General features: G+C 64.2%; 16 protein-coding genes. 7 read left to right on the forward strand and 9 right to left on the reverse strand.

What is annotated here, in order from left to right; translation table 11 throughout:
* Together J5474_RS07965 and gpmI are read right to left on the reverse strand one after the other, a co-directional pair.
* Entirely contained in the window at positions 1–1128 is a 1128-nt protein-coding gene (locus tag J5474_RS07965; protein ID WP_209360276.1) for a murein hydrolase activator EnvC family protein, read from the reverse strand.
* Positions 1125–2630 carry a 2,3-bisphosphoglycerate-independent phosphoglycerate mutase gene (gene gpmI, locus J5474_RS07970; RefSeq protein WP_209360277.1) on the reverse strand — a complete coding sequence of 502 codons (1506 nt, stop codon included), beginning with the start codon at positions 2628–2630 and terminating at the stop codon, positions 1125–1127. Before gpmI ends, J5474_RS07965 begins: the two co-directional genes overlap by 4 nt.
* Positions 2631–2782: 152 nt before the next feature.
* On the opposite strand from gpmI, the gene J5474_RS07975 reads away from it, so the two are divergent.
* Together J5474_RS07975 and J5474_RS07980 are read left to right on the forward strand one after the other, a co-directional pair.
* Entirely contained in the window at positions 2783–3520 is a 738-nt protein-coding gene (locus J5474_RS07975; RefSeq protein ID WP_209360278.1) for a MipA/OmpV family protein, read from the forward strand.
* Between the two features lie 703 nt (positions 3521–4223).
* Positions 4224–4853, forward strand: a complete 630-nt coding sequence (locus J5474_RS07980) for a hypothetical protein (protein WP_209360279.1) — start codon at positions 4224–4226, stop codon at positions 4851–4853.
* A 6-nt stretch (positions 4854–4859) separates the two neighbouring features.
* On the opposite strand, the gene carB is transcribed toward J5474_RS07980, so the two are convergent.
* Entirely contained in the window at positions 4860–8222 is a 3363-nt protein-coding gene (gene carB, locus J5474_RS07985; protein ID WP_209360280.1) for a carbamoyl-phosphate synthase large subunit, read from the reverse strand.
* Positions 8223–8491: 269 nt separating this feature from the next.
* Positions 8492–8878 (reverse strand): hypothetical protein, encoded by a 387-nt coding sequence (locus tag J5474_RS07990; protein ID WP_209360281.1) that lies wholly within the window; start codon positions 8876–8878, stop codon positions 8492–8494.
* A 319-nt stretch (positions 8879–9197) separates the two neighbouring features.
* Between J5474_RS07990 and aspS the strand changes: the two genes are divergently transcribed.
* On the forward strand, positions 9198–10979 hold the full coding sequence (aspS, locus tag J5474_RS07995) for an aspartate--tRNA ligase (RefSeq protein ID WP_209360282.1): 1782 nt from the start codon (positions 9198–9200) through the stop codon (positions 10977–10979).
* A 4-nt stretch (positions 10980–10983) separates the two neighbouring features.
* Entirely contained in the window at positions 10984–11451 is a 468-nt protein-coding gene (locus J5474_RS08000; RefSeq protein ID WP_209360283.1) for a thioredoxin family protein, read from the forward strand.
* Positions 11452–11525: 74 nt separating this feature from the next.
* Here the strand turns inward: J5474_RS08000 and J5474_RS08005 are convergent, their stop codons facing one another.
* From J5474_RS08005 to J5474_RS08015, 3 genes are all read right to left on the reverse strand, one after another.
* Positions 11526–11768 carry a hypothetical protein gene (locus J5474_RS08005; RefSeq protein WP_209360284.1) on the reverse strand — a complete coding sequence of 81 codons (243 nt, stop codon included), beginning with the start codon at positions 11766–11768 and terminating at the stop codon, positions 11526–11528.
* A 319-nt stretch (positions 11769–12087) separates the two neighbouring features.
* The gene (locus J5474_RS08010; RefSeq protein WP_209360285.1) at positions 12088–12564 is read right to left on the reverse strand and encodes a hemerythrin domain-containing protein; all 477 of its coding nucleotides are present in this window, start codon (positions 12562–12564) and stop codon (positions 12088–12090) included.
* 572 nt (positions 12565–13136) lie between these two features.
* Positions 13137–13847 carry a response regulator gene (locus J5474_RS08015; protein WP_209360286.1) on the reverse strand — a complete coding sequence of 237 codons (711 nt, stop codon included), beginning with the start codon at positions 13845–13847 and terminating at the stop codon, positions 13137–13139.
* 255 nt (positions 13848–14102) lie between these two features.
* On the opposite strand from J5474_RS08015, the gene mce reads away from it, so the two are divergent.
* Both mce and J5474_RS08025 read left to right on the forward strand, forming a co-directional pair.
* A complete protein-coding gene (mce, locus tag J5474_RS08020; protein WP_209360287.1) occupies positions 14103–14507 on the forward strand; it encodes a methylmalonyl-CoA epimerase in 405 nt (134 codons plus the stop codon).
* Positions 14507–14794, forward strand: a complete 288-nt coding sequence (locus tag J5474_RS08025; RefSeq protein WP_209360288.1) for a DUF1467 family protein — start codon at positions 14507–14509, stop codon at positions 14792–14794. Before mce ends, J5474_RS08025 begins: the two co-directional genes overlap by 1 nt.
* A 39-nt stretch (positions 14795–14833) precedes the next feature.
* Here the strand turns inward: J5474_RS08025 and J5474_RS08030 are convergent, their stop codons facing one another.
* Both J5474_RS08030 and J5474_RS08035 read right to left on the reverse strand, forming a co-directional pair.
* Entirely contained in the window at positions 14834–15541 is a 708-nt protein-coding gene (locus tag J5474_RS08030) for an EI24 domain-containing protein (protein ID WP_209360289.1), read from the reverse strand.
* Positions 15538–16116, reverse strand: a complete 579-nt coding sequence (locus tag J5474_RS08035) for a nitroreductase family protein (protein WP_209360290.1) — start codon at positions 16114–16116, stop codon at positions 15538–15540. Before J5474_RS08035 ends, J5474_RS08030 begins: the two co-directional genes overlap by 4 nt.
* Positions 16117–16292: 176 nt before the next feature.
* Between J5474_RS08035 and J5474_RS08040 the strand changes: the two genes are divergently transcribed.
* Positions 16293–16547, forward strand: coding sequence for a DUF167 domain-containing protein (locus J5474_RS08040; RefSeq protein WP_209360291.1), 255 nt, complete (start codon positions 16293–16295; stop codon positions 16545–16547).
* Positions 16548–16598: the final 51 nt, after the last annotated feature.

A 16598-nucleotide genomic window follows, 5' to 3' on the forward strand; every position in this document is an offset into this window, starting at 1 on the left:
TCATCCCTTGTCGGTTGCGAACCACAGCAGTGGATCGTCGGGCGCGTCGCCCTCTCTGACCTCTATGTAAAGCGTTTCCGAACGGCCAGCGCCACCCCCTTCACTTTCAGTTGACGCATTTGTGGGAGCCGGCATCAGCCCCACCGGAGAGCCCGCAGGCAGGACCTCTCCGATCTGGCCGTAGACCACGTCGAGTCCGGCCAGCACAAAGAGCACATCAGGCGAAGGTTCAAGAATGGTTACCAGACCATAATCCAACAGCGGGCCGTTGTAGCGGATCGTCGCGGCGGTGGGGGTGGTCACCAGCGCCCCGGGGCGCGCCGCCAGCACGATGCCGGGCCGCGCGACGCCCGCCGCATCCGGATCGCCCGCGCGGCGCAGCACGACGCCGCGGACCGGCAGGGACAGCGTGCCCTTCAACGCGTGGATGTCGGGCATGGGCGGACCGCCCTGATCCTCCTCGGCCGGGATCTGGCTGAGTCCGTCGGCAAAGCCCTGCAGGGTTTCGGTGGCCGAGATCAGGATGGCGGTGCGGATGGGGTCCTCGGTAAAGCGCTGTGGCAGGTCGGTGCGGTCGGCGATGGCCTGCGACAGTTCCGTACGGGCCTGCTGAACGCCCTGCAGCCCCTCCGCCAGCCGCTGCGCCGCGTTCTGCTGCAGCTTGCGCAGGGCCTGCACCTCTTCGAGGTCCGCGCGCAGGTCGGCGGCGCGCTGCGCAAGGCCGGGCGTCACGGCAGCCACCAACATGCCCGACCGCGCCGCGCCCAGAGGCCCCTGCGGATGCACAAGCGCGCCGGGCGAGGCGCGTCCGCTCATGGCGGTCAGCACGCCCAGCAGCTGGGAAATCTCCTGCTCCTGCGCCTGAAGTTTCCGGGTAAGCTCCGTCTCGCGGATGGCGGCGGCGCGCAGGCCCTCGCGCATGGCTGCAAGCCCGTCCTCATAGGCGCGGATCGTGTCCGTCAACGCAGCGACGCGGTCGGCGGCGTCCTCCGCGCTGTCCAGCAGGACGGAGGCCGCTTCCAGATCCTCGGCGGCACGGCGCGCGTCGGCGCCCGCGTCCTGCGCCAGCGCAGGCGGTACCCCGAGGGTTCCCGTCAGCAGGATCAGAAGGAGGGCGAGGCGCTTCACCGGATCAGGCTCTTTCCAGTCATTTCCTCGGGCTGCGGCAGGTCCATCAGTTGCAGCAGCGTCGGCGCCACGTCGGCAAGGCGGCCATCGGTCACCCGCGTACCCTCGGGTGCGCCAAACAGGATGACGGGGACGAGGTTCGTGGTGTGCGCGGTGTGGGGCCCGCCGGTTTCCGGGTCGACCATGGTTTCGCAATTGCCGTGGTCGGCGATGACCAGGAGCGCGCCGCCGGTCTGTTCCAGCTTCGCCACCACCCGGCCCAGGCCCGCGTCCACCGCCTCGCAGGCCTTGATCGCGGCATCCAGATCGCCGGTATGGCCCACCATGTCGGGGTTGGCATAGTTCACCACGATCAGGTCATAGCCATGGTCGATCGCCTCGAGGAACTTCTCCGTCACCTCGCCCGACGACATCTCGGGCTGAAGATCATAGGTGGCGACCTTTGGCGATTTCGGCATGAAGCGGTCTTCGTTCTCTTCGGGCGTTTCCTTGCCGCCGTTCAGGAAGAAAGTGACATGCGGATATTTCTCGGTTTCCGCCAGCCGGTACTGGGTCTTGCCGTGCTTCGCCGTCCATTCGCCCAGCGTGTTGACGATCTTCTGCTTGGGGTATGCGGTGGTCATGTAGGCTTTGTGCGCGTCAGAGTAGTCCACCATCCCAAGGCGGGCAGAAAGGTCCTTTCTCTGCCGTTCGAAGCCGTCAAAGGCGGGGTCGCCAATGGCGGCAAGGATCTCTCGCGCGCGGTCGGCGCGGAAGTTGACAAAGAAGAGCCCGTCGTTCGCCTGCATCCCCCGATACCCGTCGATGACGAAGGGCAGGATGAATTCGTCCGCCTTGTCAGCCGCATAGGAGGCCCTGATACCCGTGAGGGCGTCGGGCTGCGCCGGGGCGTCGCCCTCTACGGCGGCGCGGTAGGCCTTTTCCACCCGGTCCCAGCGATTGTCGCGGTCCATGGCGTAGTAGCGCCCGGAAACGGTGGCGATCCGAGCGCCCTCCGGCAGGGCCGCGGCGAAACGCGCCACCTGGTCCACGGCAGAGGTGGGCGCGACGTCGCGCCCGTCGGTGATGACGTGGATGTGCACGCAAAGGCCCTTGTCGGTCAGCACTTTCGCCGCTGCCAGAAGGTGGTCGGTATGGGCATGCACGCCGCCGTCCGAGGTCAGGCCCATGACATGCGCCTCTCCCTCCGCATCCCGGACGGTCGCGGCGAAATCGAGGATCGCCTTGTTCTCGAAAAAGGACCCGTCTTCGATGGCGAGGTCGATCTGGCCGAGGTCCATGGCCACCACGCGGCCCGCGCCGATGTTGGTGTGGCCGACCTCGGAGTTGCCCATCTGTCCGGTGGGCAGGCCCACGTCGGGTCCGTGGGTGATCAGCGTGGCATGTGGACAGGTCGCCATGAGCCGGTCGACGGTCGGGGTGTCGGCCAGCGCGGGGGCGTTGTTCGCGGTCTCTTCGCGCAGGCCCCAGCCGTCGAGAATGGTGAGGATGACGGGTTTCATGGGTTCTCCCTTTGGCGGCCTTCAGGGGCGGTTTACCAGAGCATGGAAAGGATGTGGAGTGGGCAGGTAAGCAACTCGTGGCGGCGGGGCGGATCCGTGCTAGATAGCGCAGAAGCCGAATACGCGCTTGTTTCCCGATTGGAGCCTCCGCCATGTCCCTGACCGCCCGTTTTGTCGTTTTTTCCCTGACACTTGGCTGTGCCGCGCCCGCTGTCGCGCAGGACCGCGCGCTGGCCTTTGAGCTGGGATTCGGGGTGCAGTCGGCGCCCGCCTACGAGGGATCGGACGAGTATGTCGCGGCGCCCGCCCTGTCGGGATCGGTGTCGACCTTCCGGATGCTGGGACTGAACGTGGATCGCGGCGACGGCATGGGGTTCGGCTTTGGCCCGTCGTTCCGGGTGCTGCCGGAGCGCACGGCGAAGGATCACCCGCGCCTGACCGGCATCGCGAACGTGGACGCGGCGTTCGAACTGGGCGCGCGGGTGTCGTGGCGCTGGGAGGGCGTGGAAGCCTGGACTGCGGTGCGCAAGGGCGTGACCGGCCACGACGGCGTGGTGGCGGATGTGGGTTCGGACATCGTGCATGACTACGGCCAGGGCACCGAGGTCCGCTTTGGCCCGCGGCTGTCGATGGCGAACAACGAATATGCCTCGACCTATTTCTCGGTGCCCGCGGGCGCGGCGCTGCCCGCCTACTCGGCGGGGGCGGGACTCTACAAGGTCGGGCTGGAACTGGGCGTCCGCCACGATTTCAACGATGCATGGGCCGTGAAGGGCACGGTGGGATGGGACCGCCTTGTCGGAGACGTCGGGGACTCGCCGGTAGTGCAGTCGCGGGACAGCGGCTCCGTGGGCGTGCAGGTGATCCGGTCGTTTGATTTCAGGTTTTAAAGGGGTGGTCGAATTTATTCTTGCGTAGGTGTCTCAGTCGTGGCCAGATGACTATCCATTTTTACATCTGGAATTGTTCATGCCCGACACGCCCCAATCTTTACCTGAGCTACGTCCAGTCCCCGTAAGATTCTTGGAACGGCGCCAAACCAAGACTGCGAAACTTCTTGGAAACACTCAGCCAGATACATACCTCAAAGCCCGCAACCAAGAATACAATTACGACTTCAAACGGCAATTTTTCGTTTCAACTGTATCCGTAGAAACGTCCGGGTACAGCACATACAACCGAATGACGATTACTGCCACAACAACCTCGGGGCGGTCCATAAAAATCACCTCGAAACTTCGAGATGATCGCTTTAACTTTATAATCAATGCGTTTTGCACAAGCTTCACCATACAACCCGAATAGAAATGGGCTTCAACAGCCTACCTTAAGAGTGTTGAAATTCTTGCGTACACAGTAGATTCCTTCGCCAAGCTGGAACGCGCTGTCGGAGAAATCGAAGATGCGAAAGAAAGGCTGACAAAGCGTGAAGATAAAATCGCCGCTCTAGAAAAATCAAGTGCCGCTCTACAACTCGAGGCCAAAGAGCTGTCTGAGAAAATTGGAAGCCATAGGGCAGAAATAAGCACTCAAACAGAGAAGCTTGCCGCCGGTCAAAAAGAGCTGACCGACGCCGAAGAGGCGACGACAAGATTGATTGGGGAGAGACGCCGCTTATCCGATGAAATTCAAAGACTTACTGACACAAGAGACAACACTTCCTCCGATTTGGAAAAGGTGAAGACAGAACTCAAAATGTTCCCAAGCGATCTCGCTGGATATATCGAGGAAGGGGCGAGAAATATTAAGATTTACGCAGCCCTCTCCACACCATTCGTAATCGTAATCTTGTTTGTGACTTGGAGTCTATTTTTCAGTGCAATCGACTTAACGGTGATCTGGAGAGACACCGGAGAAGAAATAGACGTCTGGAGCATCTTCCTGACAAGACTTCCGTTTGTGATTGTCGCGGTCACGCTTTTAGAAGTATGCGGCTATACAGTTGGTCGCTTCATATACGAGATCATCAAGATCAACAGGCAGAGAATTGCGATGCAAAAGCTGAGCATAATCGCGAAGGACATATCAACGCTCTCGGCGAAAAACACAGAGCTTACAGATGATGAGATTTTCGAAAGAGAAACGGCCCTTAAAATGGAACTTCTTCGCGACCATCTTAAGGACGATTTGACTCAGGATTTCAGCTATTCAGGGACAGCGTTCCAGTCTGTTGCGAAAGCAATCTCCGGAAAGCTGTCCTCGAAACAGCTAAGCGCTGAGTAGCCCTCGTCACCCCTGCAGCGACTTCACCACCAGCTCCCCCTCTTCCCGCGCCTTGATGGCCAGGGCTGCGGCGTGGGCGCCTGCGGCCGTGGTGAAGTAGGGGATCTTGTCGTAGAGCGCGACGGAGCGGATCTCGCGGCTGTCCTCCACCGCGGCGGAGCCTTCGGTGGTGTTCAGAACCAGCTGGATGCCGCCGTCCTTCATCAGGTCGACGATGTTCGGGCGGCCCTCGTAGACCTTCTTCACGAGGTCGCAGGCGATGCCCTGGCCCTTCAGGAAGGCGGCGGTGCCGCTGGTGGCGACCAGCCTGAAGCCCATGTCCGACAGAACCTGCGCGGCCTCGACCATCTGCACGGTCTTGTCCTCGTCCTTCACGGAGATGAAGACCGCGCCCTCGGTCGGCAGGTGGTTGCCCGCGCCCATCTGCGCCTTCAGGAAGGCGCGCGGGAAGGAGCGGTCCCAGCCCATGACCTCGCCGGTCGAGCGCATTTCCGGGCCGAGGATCGTGTCCACACCGGGGAAGCGGGCGAAGGGCAGCACGGCTTCCTTCACCGAGAACCACGGCATGTTCGGGTCGGCCAGCGTCATCTGGTCGGCGATAGGCATGTCGGTGTCGTAGTCGGCATTCTCCGGGTAGCCTTCGCGCATGGGGAAGGCCGACAGCTTTTCCCCCGCCATGATGCGCGCGGCGATGGAGGCGATGGCGCTGTCCGTCGCCTTTGCCACGAAGGGCACGGTGCGGGAGGCGCGCGGGTTGACCTCGATCAGGTAGATCTCGTCGTTCTTGATGGCGAACTGCACGTTCATCAGGCCGACGACGTTCAGCGCGCGGGCGAGCGCGTGGGTCTGTTCCTTCACCTGCTCGATGATGTCGGCGGACAGCGAGTAGGGCGGCAGCGAGCAGGCGGAGTCGCCGGAGTGCACGCCGGCCTCCTCGATGTGCTGCATGATGCCCGCGACGTGGACGTTTTCGCCGTCGCACAGCGCGTCGACATCCAGTTCGGTCGCGCCGGAGAGGTAGCTGTCCAGCAGCACGGGGCTGTCGCCGGAAACCACCACGGCGTCGCGGATGTAGCGTTTCAGCTGATCCATGTCGCGCACGATCTCCATGGCGCGGCCGCCCAGCACGTAGGAGGGGCGGATCACCAGCGGGAAGCCGATCTTCCCGGCGATCTTGAAGGCCTCTTCGTCGGTGGAGGCAATGCCGTTGACGGGCTGCTTCAGGCCGAGGTCGTTGACGAGGTTGAGGAAGCGGTCGCGGTCTTCGGCAAGGTCGATGCTGTCAGGCGTGGTGCCGAGGATCGGGATCCCCGACTCCTCCAGCGCGTTGGCCAGTTTCAGCGGGGTCTGACCACCGAACTGCACGATGACGCCGTGCAGGGTGCCGCGCTTCTGCTCCACCCGCAGGATTTCCATGACGTGTTCAAAGGTGAGCGGTTCGAAATACAACCGATCGGAGGTATCGTAGTCGGTCGACACGGTCTCCGGGTTGCAATTGATCATGATGGTTTCATAACCCTGATCCGAGAGGGCAAAGCAGGCGTGGCAACAGCAGTAGTCGAACTCGATCCCCTGGCCGATGCGGTTCGGACCACCGCCGAGGACAACGACCTTCTTGCGCTCGCTGGGGCGCGCCTCGCATTCCACCTCGCCCATCATCGGCTCTTCGTAGGTGGAGTACATGTAGGGGGTCTGCGCCTCGAATTCGGCGGCGCAGGTGTCGATGCGCTTGAACACGGCGTTGACGCCGAGGTTCTGGCGGGCGCGGCGCACCTGACCTTCGTCACGGCCGGTGAGTTCGGCAAGGCGGGCATCGGTAAAGCCCATCATCTTTAGCTGGCGCAGACCGTATTCGGTGACCGGCAGGCCGTTGCGGCGGACCTCGGCCTCGGCCTCGACGATCTCGCGGATGCGGGCCAGGAACCACGGGTCATAGGACGTAACGCCCTGGATCTCGTCGTTCGACAGGCCGTGGCGCATGGCCTGGGCGATGGTGCGCAGACGGTCGGGGGTGGCCTCCGAAAGTGCCTTGACCACGGCGGCGCGACCTTCGGAGCCGACGGCCTCCCACTGGCCTTCCTTCAGACCGGGGATGACGACCTCGTTGAAGCCGGTCAGGCCGGATTCCATCGAGGCCAGTGCCTTTTGCATGGATTCGTGGATGGTGCGACCGATGGCCATGGCCTCGCCCACGGATTTCATCGCCGTGGTGAGGTATGGCTGCGAGCCGGGGAATTTTTCAAACGCGAACTTCGGGATCTTTGTCACGACGTAGTCGATGGTCGGCTCGAAAGAGGCCGGCGTGACCTTGGTGATGTCGTTGTCCAGCTCGTCCAGCGTGTACCCCACGGCGAGTTTGGCTGCGATCTTCGCGATGGGGAAGCCGGTCGCCTTCGACGCCAGCGCGGAGGAGCGGGAAACGCGGGGGTTCATCTCGATCACGACCATGCGACCGTTTTCCGGGTTCACTGCCCATTGCACGTTCGAGCCGCCGGTTTCCACGCCGATTTCGCGCAGCACGGCAATCGAGGCCGTGCGCATCATCTGGTATTCCTTGTCGGTCAGCGTCAGCGCGGGGGCCACCGTGATGGAATCCCCGGTGTGCACGCCCATGGGATCGACGTTCTCGATGGAACAGACGATGATCGCGTTGTCCGCGCGGTCGCGGACGACCTCCATTTCATATTCTTTCCAGCCCAGCAGCGATTCATCGACGAGGATCTGGCCAACCGGCGAGGCATCCATGCCGGAGCGGCAGTAGTGGATGTAATCCTCGCGGTTGTAGGCCACGCCGCCGCCGGTGCCGCCCAGGGTGAAGGCGGGGCGGATGATGGCGGGCAGGCCGATGTCCTGCAGCGCATCCAGCGCCATTTCCACGCCCTTGTTCAGGTCGCGTTTGCCGTTGTCCTTCTTCGGCGCGGTGATGATGGTGGCCTTCGGGTTTTCCAGCCCGATGCGGTCCATCGCCTCGCGGAAAAGCTTGCGGTCCTCGGCCATCTCGATGGCTTCGCGCTTGGCACCGATCATTTCGACATTGTATTTTGCCAGCACGCCCATTTCCTCGAGCGCGAGCGAGGTGTTCAGGCCGGTCTGACCACCCATGGTGGGCAGCAGCGCGTCGGGGCGCTCCTTTTCGATGATCTTGGCGACCACTTCGGGCGTGATGGGTTCGATATAGGTGGCGTCCGCCAGTCCCGGATCGGTCATGATCGTCGCCGGGTTGGAGTTCACGAGGATGACGCGGTAACCTTCTTCGCGCAGGGCCTTGCAGGCCTGTGCGCCGGAGTAGTCGAACTCGCAGGCCTGCCCGATGACGATGGGCCCGGCGCCGATGATCATGATGGATTTGATATCGGTACGTTTGGGCATGGGGGACACCTCGTCTGGACGGCATGAGTGATGGGGGCCCTGACTCGGCTCAGGTCCCCAAATTGTCGTGCGTTATAGACGGGCGCGGCGCGGGTTCAACCCCCGATGCGGCCCCTGGCCAGGCCCTTGTGCCCCTTGCGGCAGGGCGTTTGCCAGGCCCCTGCCCCCGGGGCAGCAAACCGGGAGCCCACAAACGCCTTCGGCCAGCGCGTGCGGCGCTGGCCGAAGGTCGAAAGGGCATGTGTCGGGACGGATCGGCGCAAGATGTCTCAGATGCCGAAGAGACGTCCCGCGAGGCTGCGCGACTCGCGCGGATCGCCAACGGGACGCAGCGCCGCCTTCAGCTTCGCGGTGCTCGGCTCGGGCTTTGCCGGACGCCTTGGCTGGACGCCGGGTTCGGATTTTACCGGGCGGCGCGGCTGGACATTCGGGACCTGCAATCCCGGAGGCGCCGGACGCTGGGCCGCCTCCAGTTTTTCCTGGTGCGCGGAAGGCGTGGCCGCAGTGGCGGGCTCAGCGGGTTGTTTCAGGGTGGCGGGGGCCAGCAGGTCTTCGGCTCCGGCTTCTGCCAGAACGTCCCGGATGGACTTCAGCAGAATACCGGTTTTCTCACCCACAGGCTTGCCATTCAAAGTGACACGCTTGTTTTCCCACATGATATTGTCCCCTTTGAGGTGTGCGACAGGATCAGGGTTGTTAGGGAATTGGCAACGTCGGCGGCAAAACCGTGGCAATTCTGTGTACTACCCTTTTGATACTATCCAGTGTTGCGAATTCGGCGCAAACGGATGCATCTTATACCCGCTCAGGTGGGTTCGCGCCGGAATTGACCGACCACAACCCCCGCGGGCGCCGAGCGGCGACTCGGCGAAAGACCGACGTTAAGGGGTGATTCTGCACCGTTTGCTTGACTTCCGGCCGCGCGCGCGGTGTATCCGCGCCTGACCCGAGACATTCCCCCAGAGGTGAGAAACCATGCACGCCTATCGCAGCCATACCTGTGCCGACCTGACCAAGGACAACGTGGGCGAGACCGTGCGGCTCTCTGGCTGGGTGCACCGCATCCGCGACCACGGCGGCATCCTGTTCATCGACCTGCGCGACCACTACGGCACGACGCAGGTCCTGTGCGACCCCGACAGCCCGGTTTTCGCGCAGGTGGAAAAGGTGCGCGCGGAATGGTGTATCCGCATCGACGGCACGGTAAAGGCGCGCGCCCCGGAACTGGTGAACGCAAAGCTGCCCACCGGCGAGGTGGAGGTCTTTGTTCGTGACCTCGAAGTGCTGGGCCAGGCGCAGGAACTGCCCCTGATGGTCTTTGGCGAGCAGGAATACCCGGAAGAGACGCGCCTGAAGTACCGCTACCTCGACCTGCGCCGCGAGACGATGCAGCGCAACATGGTGCTGCGCTCGGACGTGGTGGCATCGGTGCGGCAGCGCATGTGGGGCAAAGGGTTCAAGGAATTCCAGACGCCGATCATCACGGCCTCCTCGCCGGAGGGCGCGCGCGACTTCCTCGTGCCGTCGCGCCTGCATCCGGGCAAGTTCTACGCCCTGCCGCAAGCCCCGCAGCAGTTCAAGCAGCTGATCATGGTGTCGGGCTACGACAAGTATTTCCAGATCGCGCCCTGTTTCCGCGACGAGGACCCGCGCGCCGACCGCTCGCCCACCGATTTCTACCAGCTGGACATGGAGATGTCCTTTGTCACGCAGCAGGATGTCTTCGATACGATCTCCCCGGTGATTGCGGGCGTGTTCGAGGAGTTCGGCGGCGGCAAGGCGGTGGATGACCCGGCGTCGTGGCCGCAGATTCCCTACAAGGATGCGGCGCTGAAGTACGGCACCGACAAGCCCGACCTGCGCAACCCGATCGAGATGCAGGACGTGTCGGAGCATTTCCGCGGCTCGGGCTTCGCCATCTTCGCCAAGCTGCTGGAGCAGGACGGCACGGAGATCCGCGCCATTCCCGCCCCCACGGGCGGGTCGCGCAAGTTCTGCGACCGGATGAATTCCTGGGCACAGAAGGAAGGCCTGCCGGGGATGGGCTACATATTCTGGCGGGATCAGGGTGAGGGCATGGAGGCAGCCGGTCCGCTGGCCAAGAACATCGGCCCCGAGCGCACCGAGGCGATCCGCCAGCAGCTGGGCCTTGGCGTGGGCGACGCGGCGTTCTTCCTGGGTGGCAAGCCCGCGTCGTTCCAGAAGGTCGCCGGCCGCGCGCGGGACGTGCTGGGGCATGAACTGGGCCTGATCGACGAGAACCGTTTCGCCTTTGCCTGGATCGTGGATTTCCCGATCTACGAGAAGGACGAGGAAACCGGCGAGATCGATTTCGAGCACAACCCCTTCTCCATGCCGCAGGGTGGCATGGACGCGCTGCAGGGCGACCCGCTGGCGGTGAAGGGCTTCCAGTACGATCTGGCCTGCAACGGCTACGAACTGGTCTCCGGTGCTATCCGGAACCACAAGCCGGAGGTGATGCTGAAGGCCTTCGAGATCGCGGGCTACGGCGAGGACGAGGTGAAGAACCGCTTTGGCGCGCTCTACAACGCCTTCCATTACGGCGCGCCGCCGCACGGGGGCTGCGCCGCGGGCATCGACCGGATCGTGATGCTGTTGGCGGGAACGTCGAACATCCGCGAGGTGATCATGTTCCCGATGAATCAGCGGGCCGAAGATCTCATGATGAACGCGCCCTCCGACCCTTCTACCGATCAGCTGATGGAGCTGTCGCTGCGGGTCATCCCGCAGGAGTGACGCCTTGGCGCGGGGGCTGCATATCGTCCTGATGGCGGCGCTTTGCGTCGGCATCGGGGGGCACGCGTCCCTTGCCCAACCCTACCCCGCCGGTTTCAACGAAGACGCGATTCAGTGGCGCAGCGTCGCGGCCGGGTTGGCAGAGGCGAAGGACACGGGCAAGCCGGTTGTTCTGGTGGTTCACGCCACATGGTGCCCGGTTTGCCAGACCTACCGGGACGTCTTCTCCGACCCGGAGGTTGTGACGCTGATGCGTCGCGTGGTGCCGGTTCTGGTGGACCAGGACAGGGAACCTGAGGATGCCGCTCATTTTGCGCCGGATGGCGATTACATGCCGCGGACGCTGGTGCTGTCGCCATCGGGAGAGTTGCTGAGCGATTACAACTCTGGCTGGGCCGACTACCTGTATTTCTACGCGCCGGACCGGGCGGAACCGCTGGCGGCCATGCTACAAAGGCTGACCGGCGAATGATCTCGCGTGGGCGCTTGGGGATTCTGGGGTATTCTTCGGTATTCTTGGTCTATCTGGGGGCGAGGCGCCGGTGATCAGTGCATCGCCATGATGACGGTCGGGCCGACAGTGTGGGGTCCGAGGATGAGAACCGCGCCGCATACGCCAGCGGCGACGAAGCCGGAAACCGCGATGCGTGCCCGGTCAAAGCCGCGTTCGGCATTGTGATCTGCCATGCGCGCGGTGATGAAGCGGCCCACGATGCGCTTCAGCGGCTGCATGGCGAAGAGCAACAGAGTGATCATGAGTGCCAGGGTGATTGCTGCGTCGGTGGCCATGTCCTCGGTCCTTATTGTCAGGCTGTTCCTGAACTCAGGTTTGCGCCGAACTGTGGCGGCAAACGGGCAGGACCATGGGAAATTAGCGGTATATTAACCCTTTTGCCCCACCGAACACTCCTTTCGCCCACCCGAAAGCCCATTGACCCTATGCAAAGGTATACTCCCATGTATCGCTTTGCCGTTTTTCCATATGCGGCCGCAGGAGCTCGCACCAAACAAAAAGACGCCGCGCCGGGGGAGGGTCGGCGCGGCGTCTGAACGGGTGGGGAGGGACGGCCCCGACCCGTGAGGAGTACGTGCGGGAGGCGTGAGGGAATCAGTCCTCCAGCGCGTCTTCCTTCTTTTCTTCGATAAGGCCGGCCTCTTCTTCCTTGCGCTTGAGGAAACGCTCGCCGTAGCCCTTGATTTCGGAGTCGGGGATGACTTCCTTCGCCCGGGAGAAGACCTCGTCCTCTTCTTCGTCGATGTGGTGTTCGTAGTCGTGGCGCAGGGTCTTGAACTTCGTGAGCCAGCCGGGGGAGGACATGTCCATCTCGTTGAGCTCTTCCATCAGATCGTCGAGCTGCTGGTGTTCGTGCACCGAATGGCGGGCGGAATCCTGGCCCCAGGTCTTGGAGATGAGTTTCGAGTAGAAGGTCTCTTCCTCGGCGGCGGCGTGGGTTTTGACGTCGCGGTAGAATTCTTCCCAAGCCGTCTTGCGGTCTTCGGAGGCACCGGATGTGTCCGAGATCGCCTCGAGCAATTCGCGGTGACGATCGTGGTCGGATTTGATCGCGGAATAGATATCGGTCATGTCGGGCCCCTCCGGTGTCGCGCCTCGGTGCGCGGTTTCGAGGAGGCAACGCCGGTCCGCAGGCATGGTTCCACTGCGCTCCCGAATTTCAGGTAAATTGTTGTCTGGCCTGTGGCGCGTCGCGGCGTCCCCGCACGGACATGCGGGGGCAATGCCCCCCACCGAAGTATTGCACCGAAAAGAAGCGGGAGGCCGGAACCGGAGCACGGTGGCGCCGAGGGTGACAGAGTGCGGGCGCACCGCGCGGGTGAGCGGTGACAGAGGCGCCGACCACTGCCCCGGAGAGGCGGGCATCCTCGCGGACGGAGCGCTCACGGCGGTATGGGTCAGGCGCGTGGCGCCGGACTGGCTGCGGATGGGCCACTGCGATCGCGATCCCGGACGCGGATTGGTGCAGACGCGAGACCTGCGGTCGCGCCCTCACCGGCGGGTCGAAGGCTTGCCGCCACGGCTGCGGCGGCGATGGCACGCCGGATCCTCCCCGGTGTCAGTCTCCGGGCGGGCCGGAGGGCCCTTCAACCTTCCTGCCCCGCGCGACGGGCCACGCGGGACGGAACCGGAGAGCGCGGCGCTCAGATGGCAAGGCGGTCGGTCAGGCGATCCTGCACCAGCGCCGCGACCCGGGCGAGGTTCGGCTGCACGGGGCCGCCAGCGCGGCGCGCCTCTTCCAGTTCCTCCGCCGCGGCCTGCAAGACGCGGTCCCCGGCGCTGCGCGCAACCCCGGTCAGGAACTGCGTGACGTAGCGCATGGCGCGCTCGTCGGCGTTGTCGTCCAGCACGTCCGCCGCGTGGGCCATGTCGTCACGGTAGGCCAACGGATCGGGAAGGATCGGATCATCCATCACGCTGCGCGGGCCATTGGGGCGGCGTTCCGGCGGCAGGGCCTGCAGGATGATGCTCTGGAAGGCGGACAGGGAAGACACCGGTTTGGCAAGGAACCCATCGGCCCCGGCGGCCAGCGCGATCTCCTCCGCAAAGCTGTCGCCGGAGGTGCCGATGAGCACGTCCACCCGCGGGCAAGCGATGGCGAGTTCGGAGATCAGTTCCGCCCCGGACCCGTCGGGCAGGCCGAGATCGACGATGACCACCGAGGGCCGGTAGACCTGCAAGTGGCGGCGCGCGGATTTCAGGCAGTCCGCGCGGCGGATGCGCGCGCCGGAGCGCAGGCAGAGCAGACGCATGGCGTCACAGCAATAACGGCTGTCCTCCACCACGAGAATGGTAAGGCCAAGCAGCGGCCTGCTGGCTGTGGGCCGCAGATGAGCGGAAAGCGGGTTGTCCATGGTATCCCTCCGGGTGAAGTGAACCGGTGCGGCAGCGAGCCGGTCCGAGACGAGTCGGCGTCATGATGACGCGCGCCCGGTGAACAACCCGTTAAGGATGATATTTCGCAGACTTAACCCGTTTTTAAGCGAATCGCGCAGGGCGGGGTTCAGTCCGGTCCCCGCCTGCATGGCCGGTTTTGTCGCGGGGCGGTGGGCTTGTCTGGACCGGGGGCGGCGGTCCATATGGGACCCAGAGGACATGAGGAGACAACCATGATCGGACGCCTGAACCACGTCGCCATCGCCGTGCCGGATCTCGAGGCCGCGAGCGCCCAGTATCGCAACGCGCTTGGCGCCACGGTCGGCGCGCCGCAGGACGAACCCGATCACGGCGTCACGGTGGTTTTCATCGAACTGCCGAACACCAAGATCGAACTGCTCTACCCCCTGGGCGACGACAGCCCGATCAAGGGCTTTCTGGAAAAGAACCCATCGGGCGGCATTCACCACGTATGCTACGAGGTGGAGGACATCCTCGCCGCGCGGGACCACCTGAAGGCCACCGGCGCGCGGGTGCTGGGATCGGGCGAGCCGAAGATCGGCGCGCATGGCAAGCCGGTGCTGTTCCTGCACCCGAAGGACTTCAACGGCTGCCTCGTGGAACTGGAGCAGGTCTGATGGGGCTGACCTCGGGCATCGTTCTGTACGCCGTGATCTGGTTCATGACGTTCCTCGTCGTGATCCCGATCCGCATCCAGACGCAGGGCGACAAGGGCGATGTGGTGCCGGGCACCCACGCGGGCAGCCCTGAGAAACACAACCTGAAGCGCAAGGCGCTGATCACCACGGGCATCGCCGCGGTACTCTGGGCGATCTGCGCGACCATCATTCTGGGCGAGCTGATCTCCGTACGGGACCTCGACAACTGGATGTTCCGCCGGATGCCGCCAGTCACGGCGGACTGAAGGCCAAGGGCGCGATGGTCAGTGGCCGCGCGCCACGATCTACGCGCGCCCCGCGCCGTTGCGGGCGTTCAGCCGGTGAAACAGATGCGTGAAAGCCGCTGCGCCAAGGACCGGCACCAGCAGGTTCACCACCGGAATCGTCAGCGGGAAAGCCATCAGCACGCCCGCGATCCAGAGTGTCCCGATGTGCCGCCGCCAGAGCCGCCGCGAGTCGGTCCGCCCGATCCGGCGCGCGGCGGCCATGATGAAATACTCCCGCCCGAGCAAGAACCCGTTCACCCCCCAGAAGATGAAGGGCGCGAGCGGCGCGAACAGCAGGTAGAGCACCAGCGCCACCAGGTTTGCCAGCGCCATCACACCAAGAAAGCCGAGTCCGTCGACCACCGCTTCGGGCACGGAAAGCTTCGTTGCCGGACCCAGCCCCGGGTAGTGGCGATCCTCCACCGCCTGCGCCACATCTTCCAGGAACAGGCCCGTGACGGCGGAGGCCACAGGCACCATGAGAAAGACCGATAGCACCGCTGTCACCGGCACCATGGCCCAACTCAGAACGTTGTCGACCCAAGTGATCTGTCCGATCCAGGGCAGCGTCAGGCTGTCGCCCACCAGCCAGCCGGTCCCCCAGACAAGAAAGGCGGAGAGGATGAACAGCACGGCAATGGTGATGCCGATGCCCTTGGCCAGAACGGTGCGAAAACGCGGATCGTCGAGCTGACCTGTCGCCTTCAGCACGGCGTCGGGGATCATGCCTCGACCCAGGTGGTGATCTTCGACAGGTCCGGGCGCGGGCGATCCGGCGGCGTGGATGTTTCCGTTCCGATATGGATGAAGCCCGCGAGGGATTCCGTGTCGCTCAGCGAAAGCGCATCTGTCAGGAACTGCCGGTCATGGCTGGCCCAGCCCGACAGCCAGTTCGCGCCCCAGCCAGAGGCCAGCGCCGCGTTGAGCAGCGCGAGGCAGACGGCCCCGGCCGAGTAGGTCTGTTCGATGGCGGGGATCTTTTCCGACGGTTTCTGCACTTCGATCACGGCGACACAGAGCGGGCTGTCGCGGAATGCGGCGGCGGCCTTGGCCACGGCATCCTCGTCCTTGCCCAGCCGCTGGCCGGCCACTTCGACCGCTGCCGCCATGCGCTCCAGCGCGGCGCCCTGCAGAACGACAAAGCGCCACGGTTCCAGCTTGCCATGATCGGGCGACCGCGCGGCGGCGGTCAGCAGGGTCTCCAGCGTCTCGCGGTCGGGTGCCGGGCCGGTCAGCGTCTTCGACGGGCGCGAGCGCCGGGTAAGCAGGAAATCCATCGCGGCGGGGTTCGGGCTGGGCATCTCGGCCTCCTGTCGTGTCTTTGCCCTCGTATGAAAGGGTTAAGCGCCCGGGTTTCAACCGTGAATGACGCGCCAGGGGCGCGCAGGGGAGCATTGGCCAGGGATTCACCGGAGTTTCATCGGGCGCGCGGCGCAGCAATTGCGCGCCCGCCGCCCGGGGTGGTAGCACGGAAGACATGTCCAAAGCCGCCCTCTCAGACCTCGCGGTGCCCGGCACCGTGCTCTCCTGCCGCATCACGCCAAAGGCCTCGCGCAACGCGGTCGAACGCGACGGCGACGGCCTGCGCGTCTACGTGACCACGGTGCCCGAAGACGGCAAGGCCACCGCCGCGGTGATAAAGTTGCTGGCAAAGGCGCTCGGCGTGGCGAAATCCCGGCTGGTGCTGATCCGGGGCGCGACCGCCCGCGACAAGGTCTTTCGCCTGGACTGAAACCGAGTCGGCGGCACGCCAGGCCGGGAATGTCCGGCTCGCTCGGATGTG

This window comes from Sagittula salina (assembly GCF_017813235.1).
In the GTDB taxonomy this organism is placed as follows: domain Bacteria; phylum Pseudomonadota; class Alphaproteobacteria; order Rhodobacterales; family Rhodobacteraceae; genus Sagittula; species Sagittula salina.

What these genes read in the sequence shown, in the direction of transcription:
- J5474_RS08030 (WP_209360289.1), bottom strand. Translation starts at nt 15,541, where the DNA reads ATGATCCCCGACGCCGTGCTGAAGGCGACAGGTCAGCTCGACGATCCG.
- J5474_RS08035 (WP_209360290.1), bottom strand. Translation starts at nt 16,116, where the DNA reads ATGCCCAGCCCGAACCCCGCCGCGATGGATTTCCTGCTTACCCGGCGC.
- J5474_RS08025 (WP_209360288.1), top strand. Translation starts at nt 14,507, where the DNA reads ATGGGGCTGACCTCGGGCATCGTTCTGTACGCCGTGATCTGGTTCATG.
- mce (WP_209360287.1), top strand. Translation starts at nt 14,103, where the DNA reads ATGATCGGACGCCTGAACCACGTCGCCATCGCCGTGCCGGATCTCGAG.
- J5474_RS08040 (WP_209360291.1), top strand. Translation starts at nt 16,293, where the DNA reads ATGTCCAAAGCCGCCCTCTCAGACCTCGCGGTGCCCGGCACCGTGCTC.
- gpmI (WP_209360277.1), bottom strand. Translation starts at nt 2,630, where the DNA reads ATGAAACCCGTCATCCTCACCATTCTCGACGGCTGGGGCCTGCGCGAA.
- J5474_RS07990 (WP_209360281.1), bottom strand. Translation starts at nt 8,878, where the DNA reads ATGTGGGAAAACAAGCGTGTCACTTTGAATGGCAAGCCTGTGGGTGAG.
- J5474_RS07975 (WP_209360278.1), top strand. Translation starts at nt 2,783, where the DNA reads ATGTCCCTGACCGCCCGTTTTGTCGTTTTTTCCCTGACACTTGGCTGT.
- J5474_RS08010 (WP_209360285.1), bottom strand. Translation starts at nt 12,564, where the DNA reads ATGACCGATATCTATTCCGCGATCAAATCCGACCACGATCGTCACCGC.
- aspS (WP_209360282.1), top strand. Translation starts at nt 9,198, where the DNA reads ATGCACGCCTATCGCAGCCATACCTGTGCCGACCTGACCAAGGACAAC.
- J5474_RS08015 (WP_209360286.1), bottom strand. Translation starts at nt 13,847, where the DNA reads ATGGACAACCCGCTTTCCGCTCATCTGCGGCCCACAGCCAGCAGGCCG.
- carB (WP_209360280.1), bottom strand. Translation starts at nt 8,222, where the DNA reads ATGCCCAAACGTACCGATATCAAATCCATCATGATCATCGGCGCCGGG.
- J5474_RS08005 (WP_209360284.1), bottom strand. Translation starts at nt 11,768, where the DNA reads ATGGCCACCGACGCAGCAATCACCCTGGCACTCATGATCACTCTGTTG.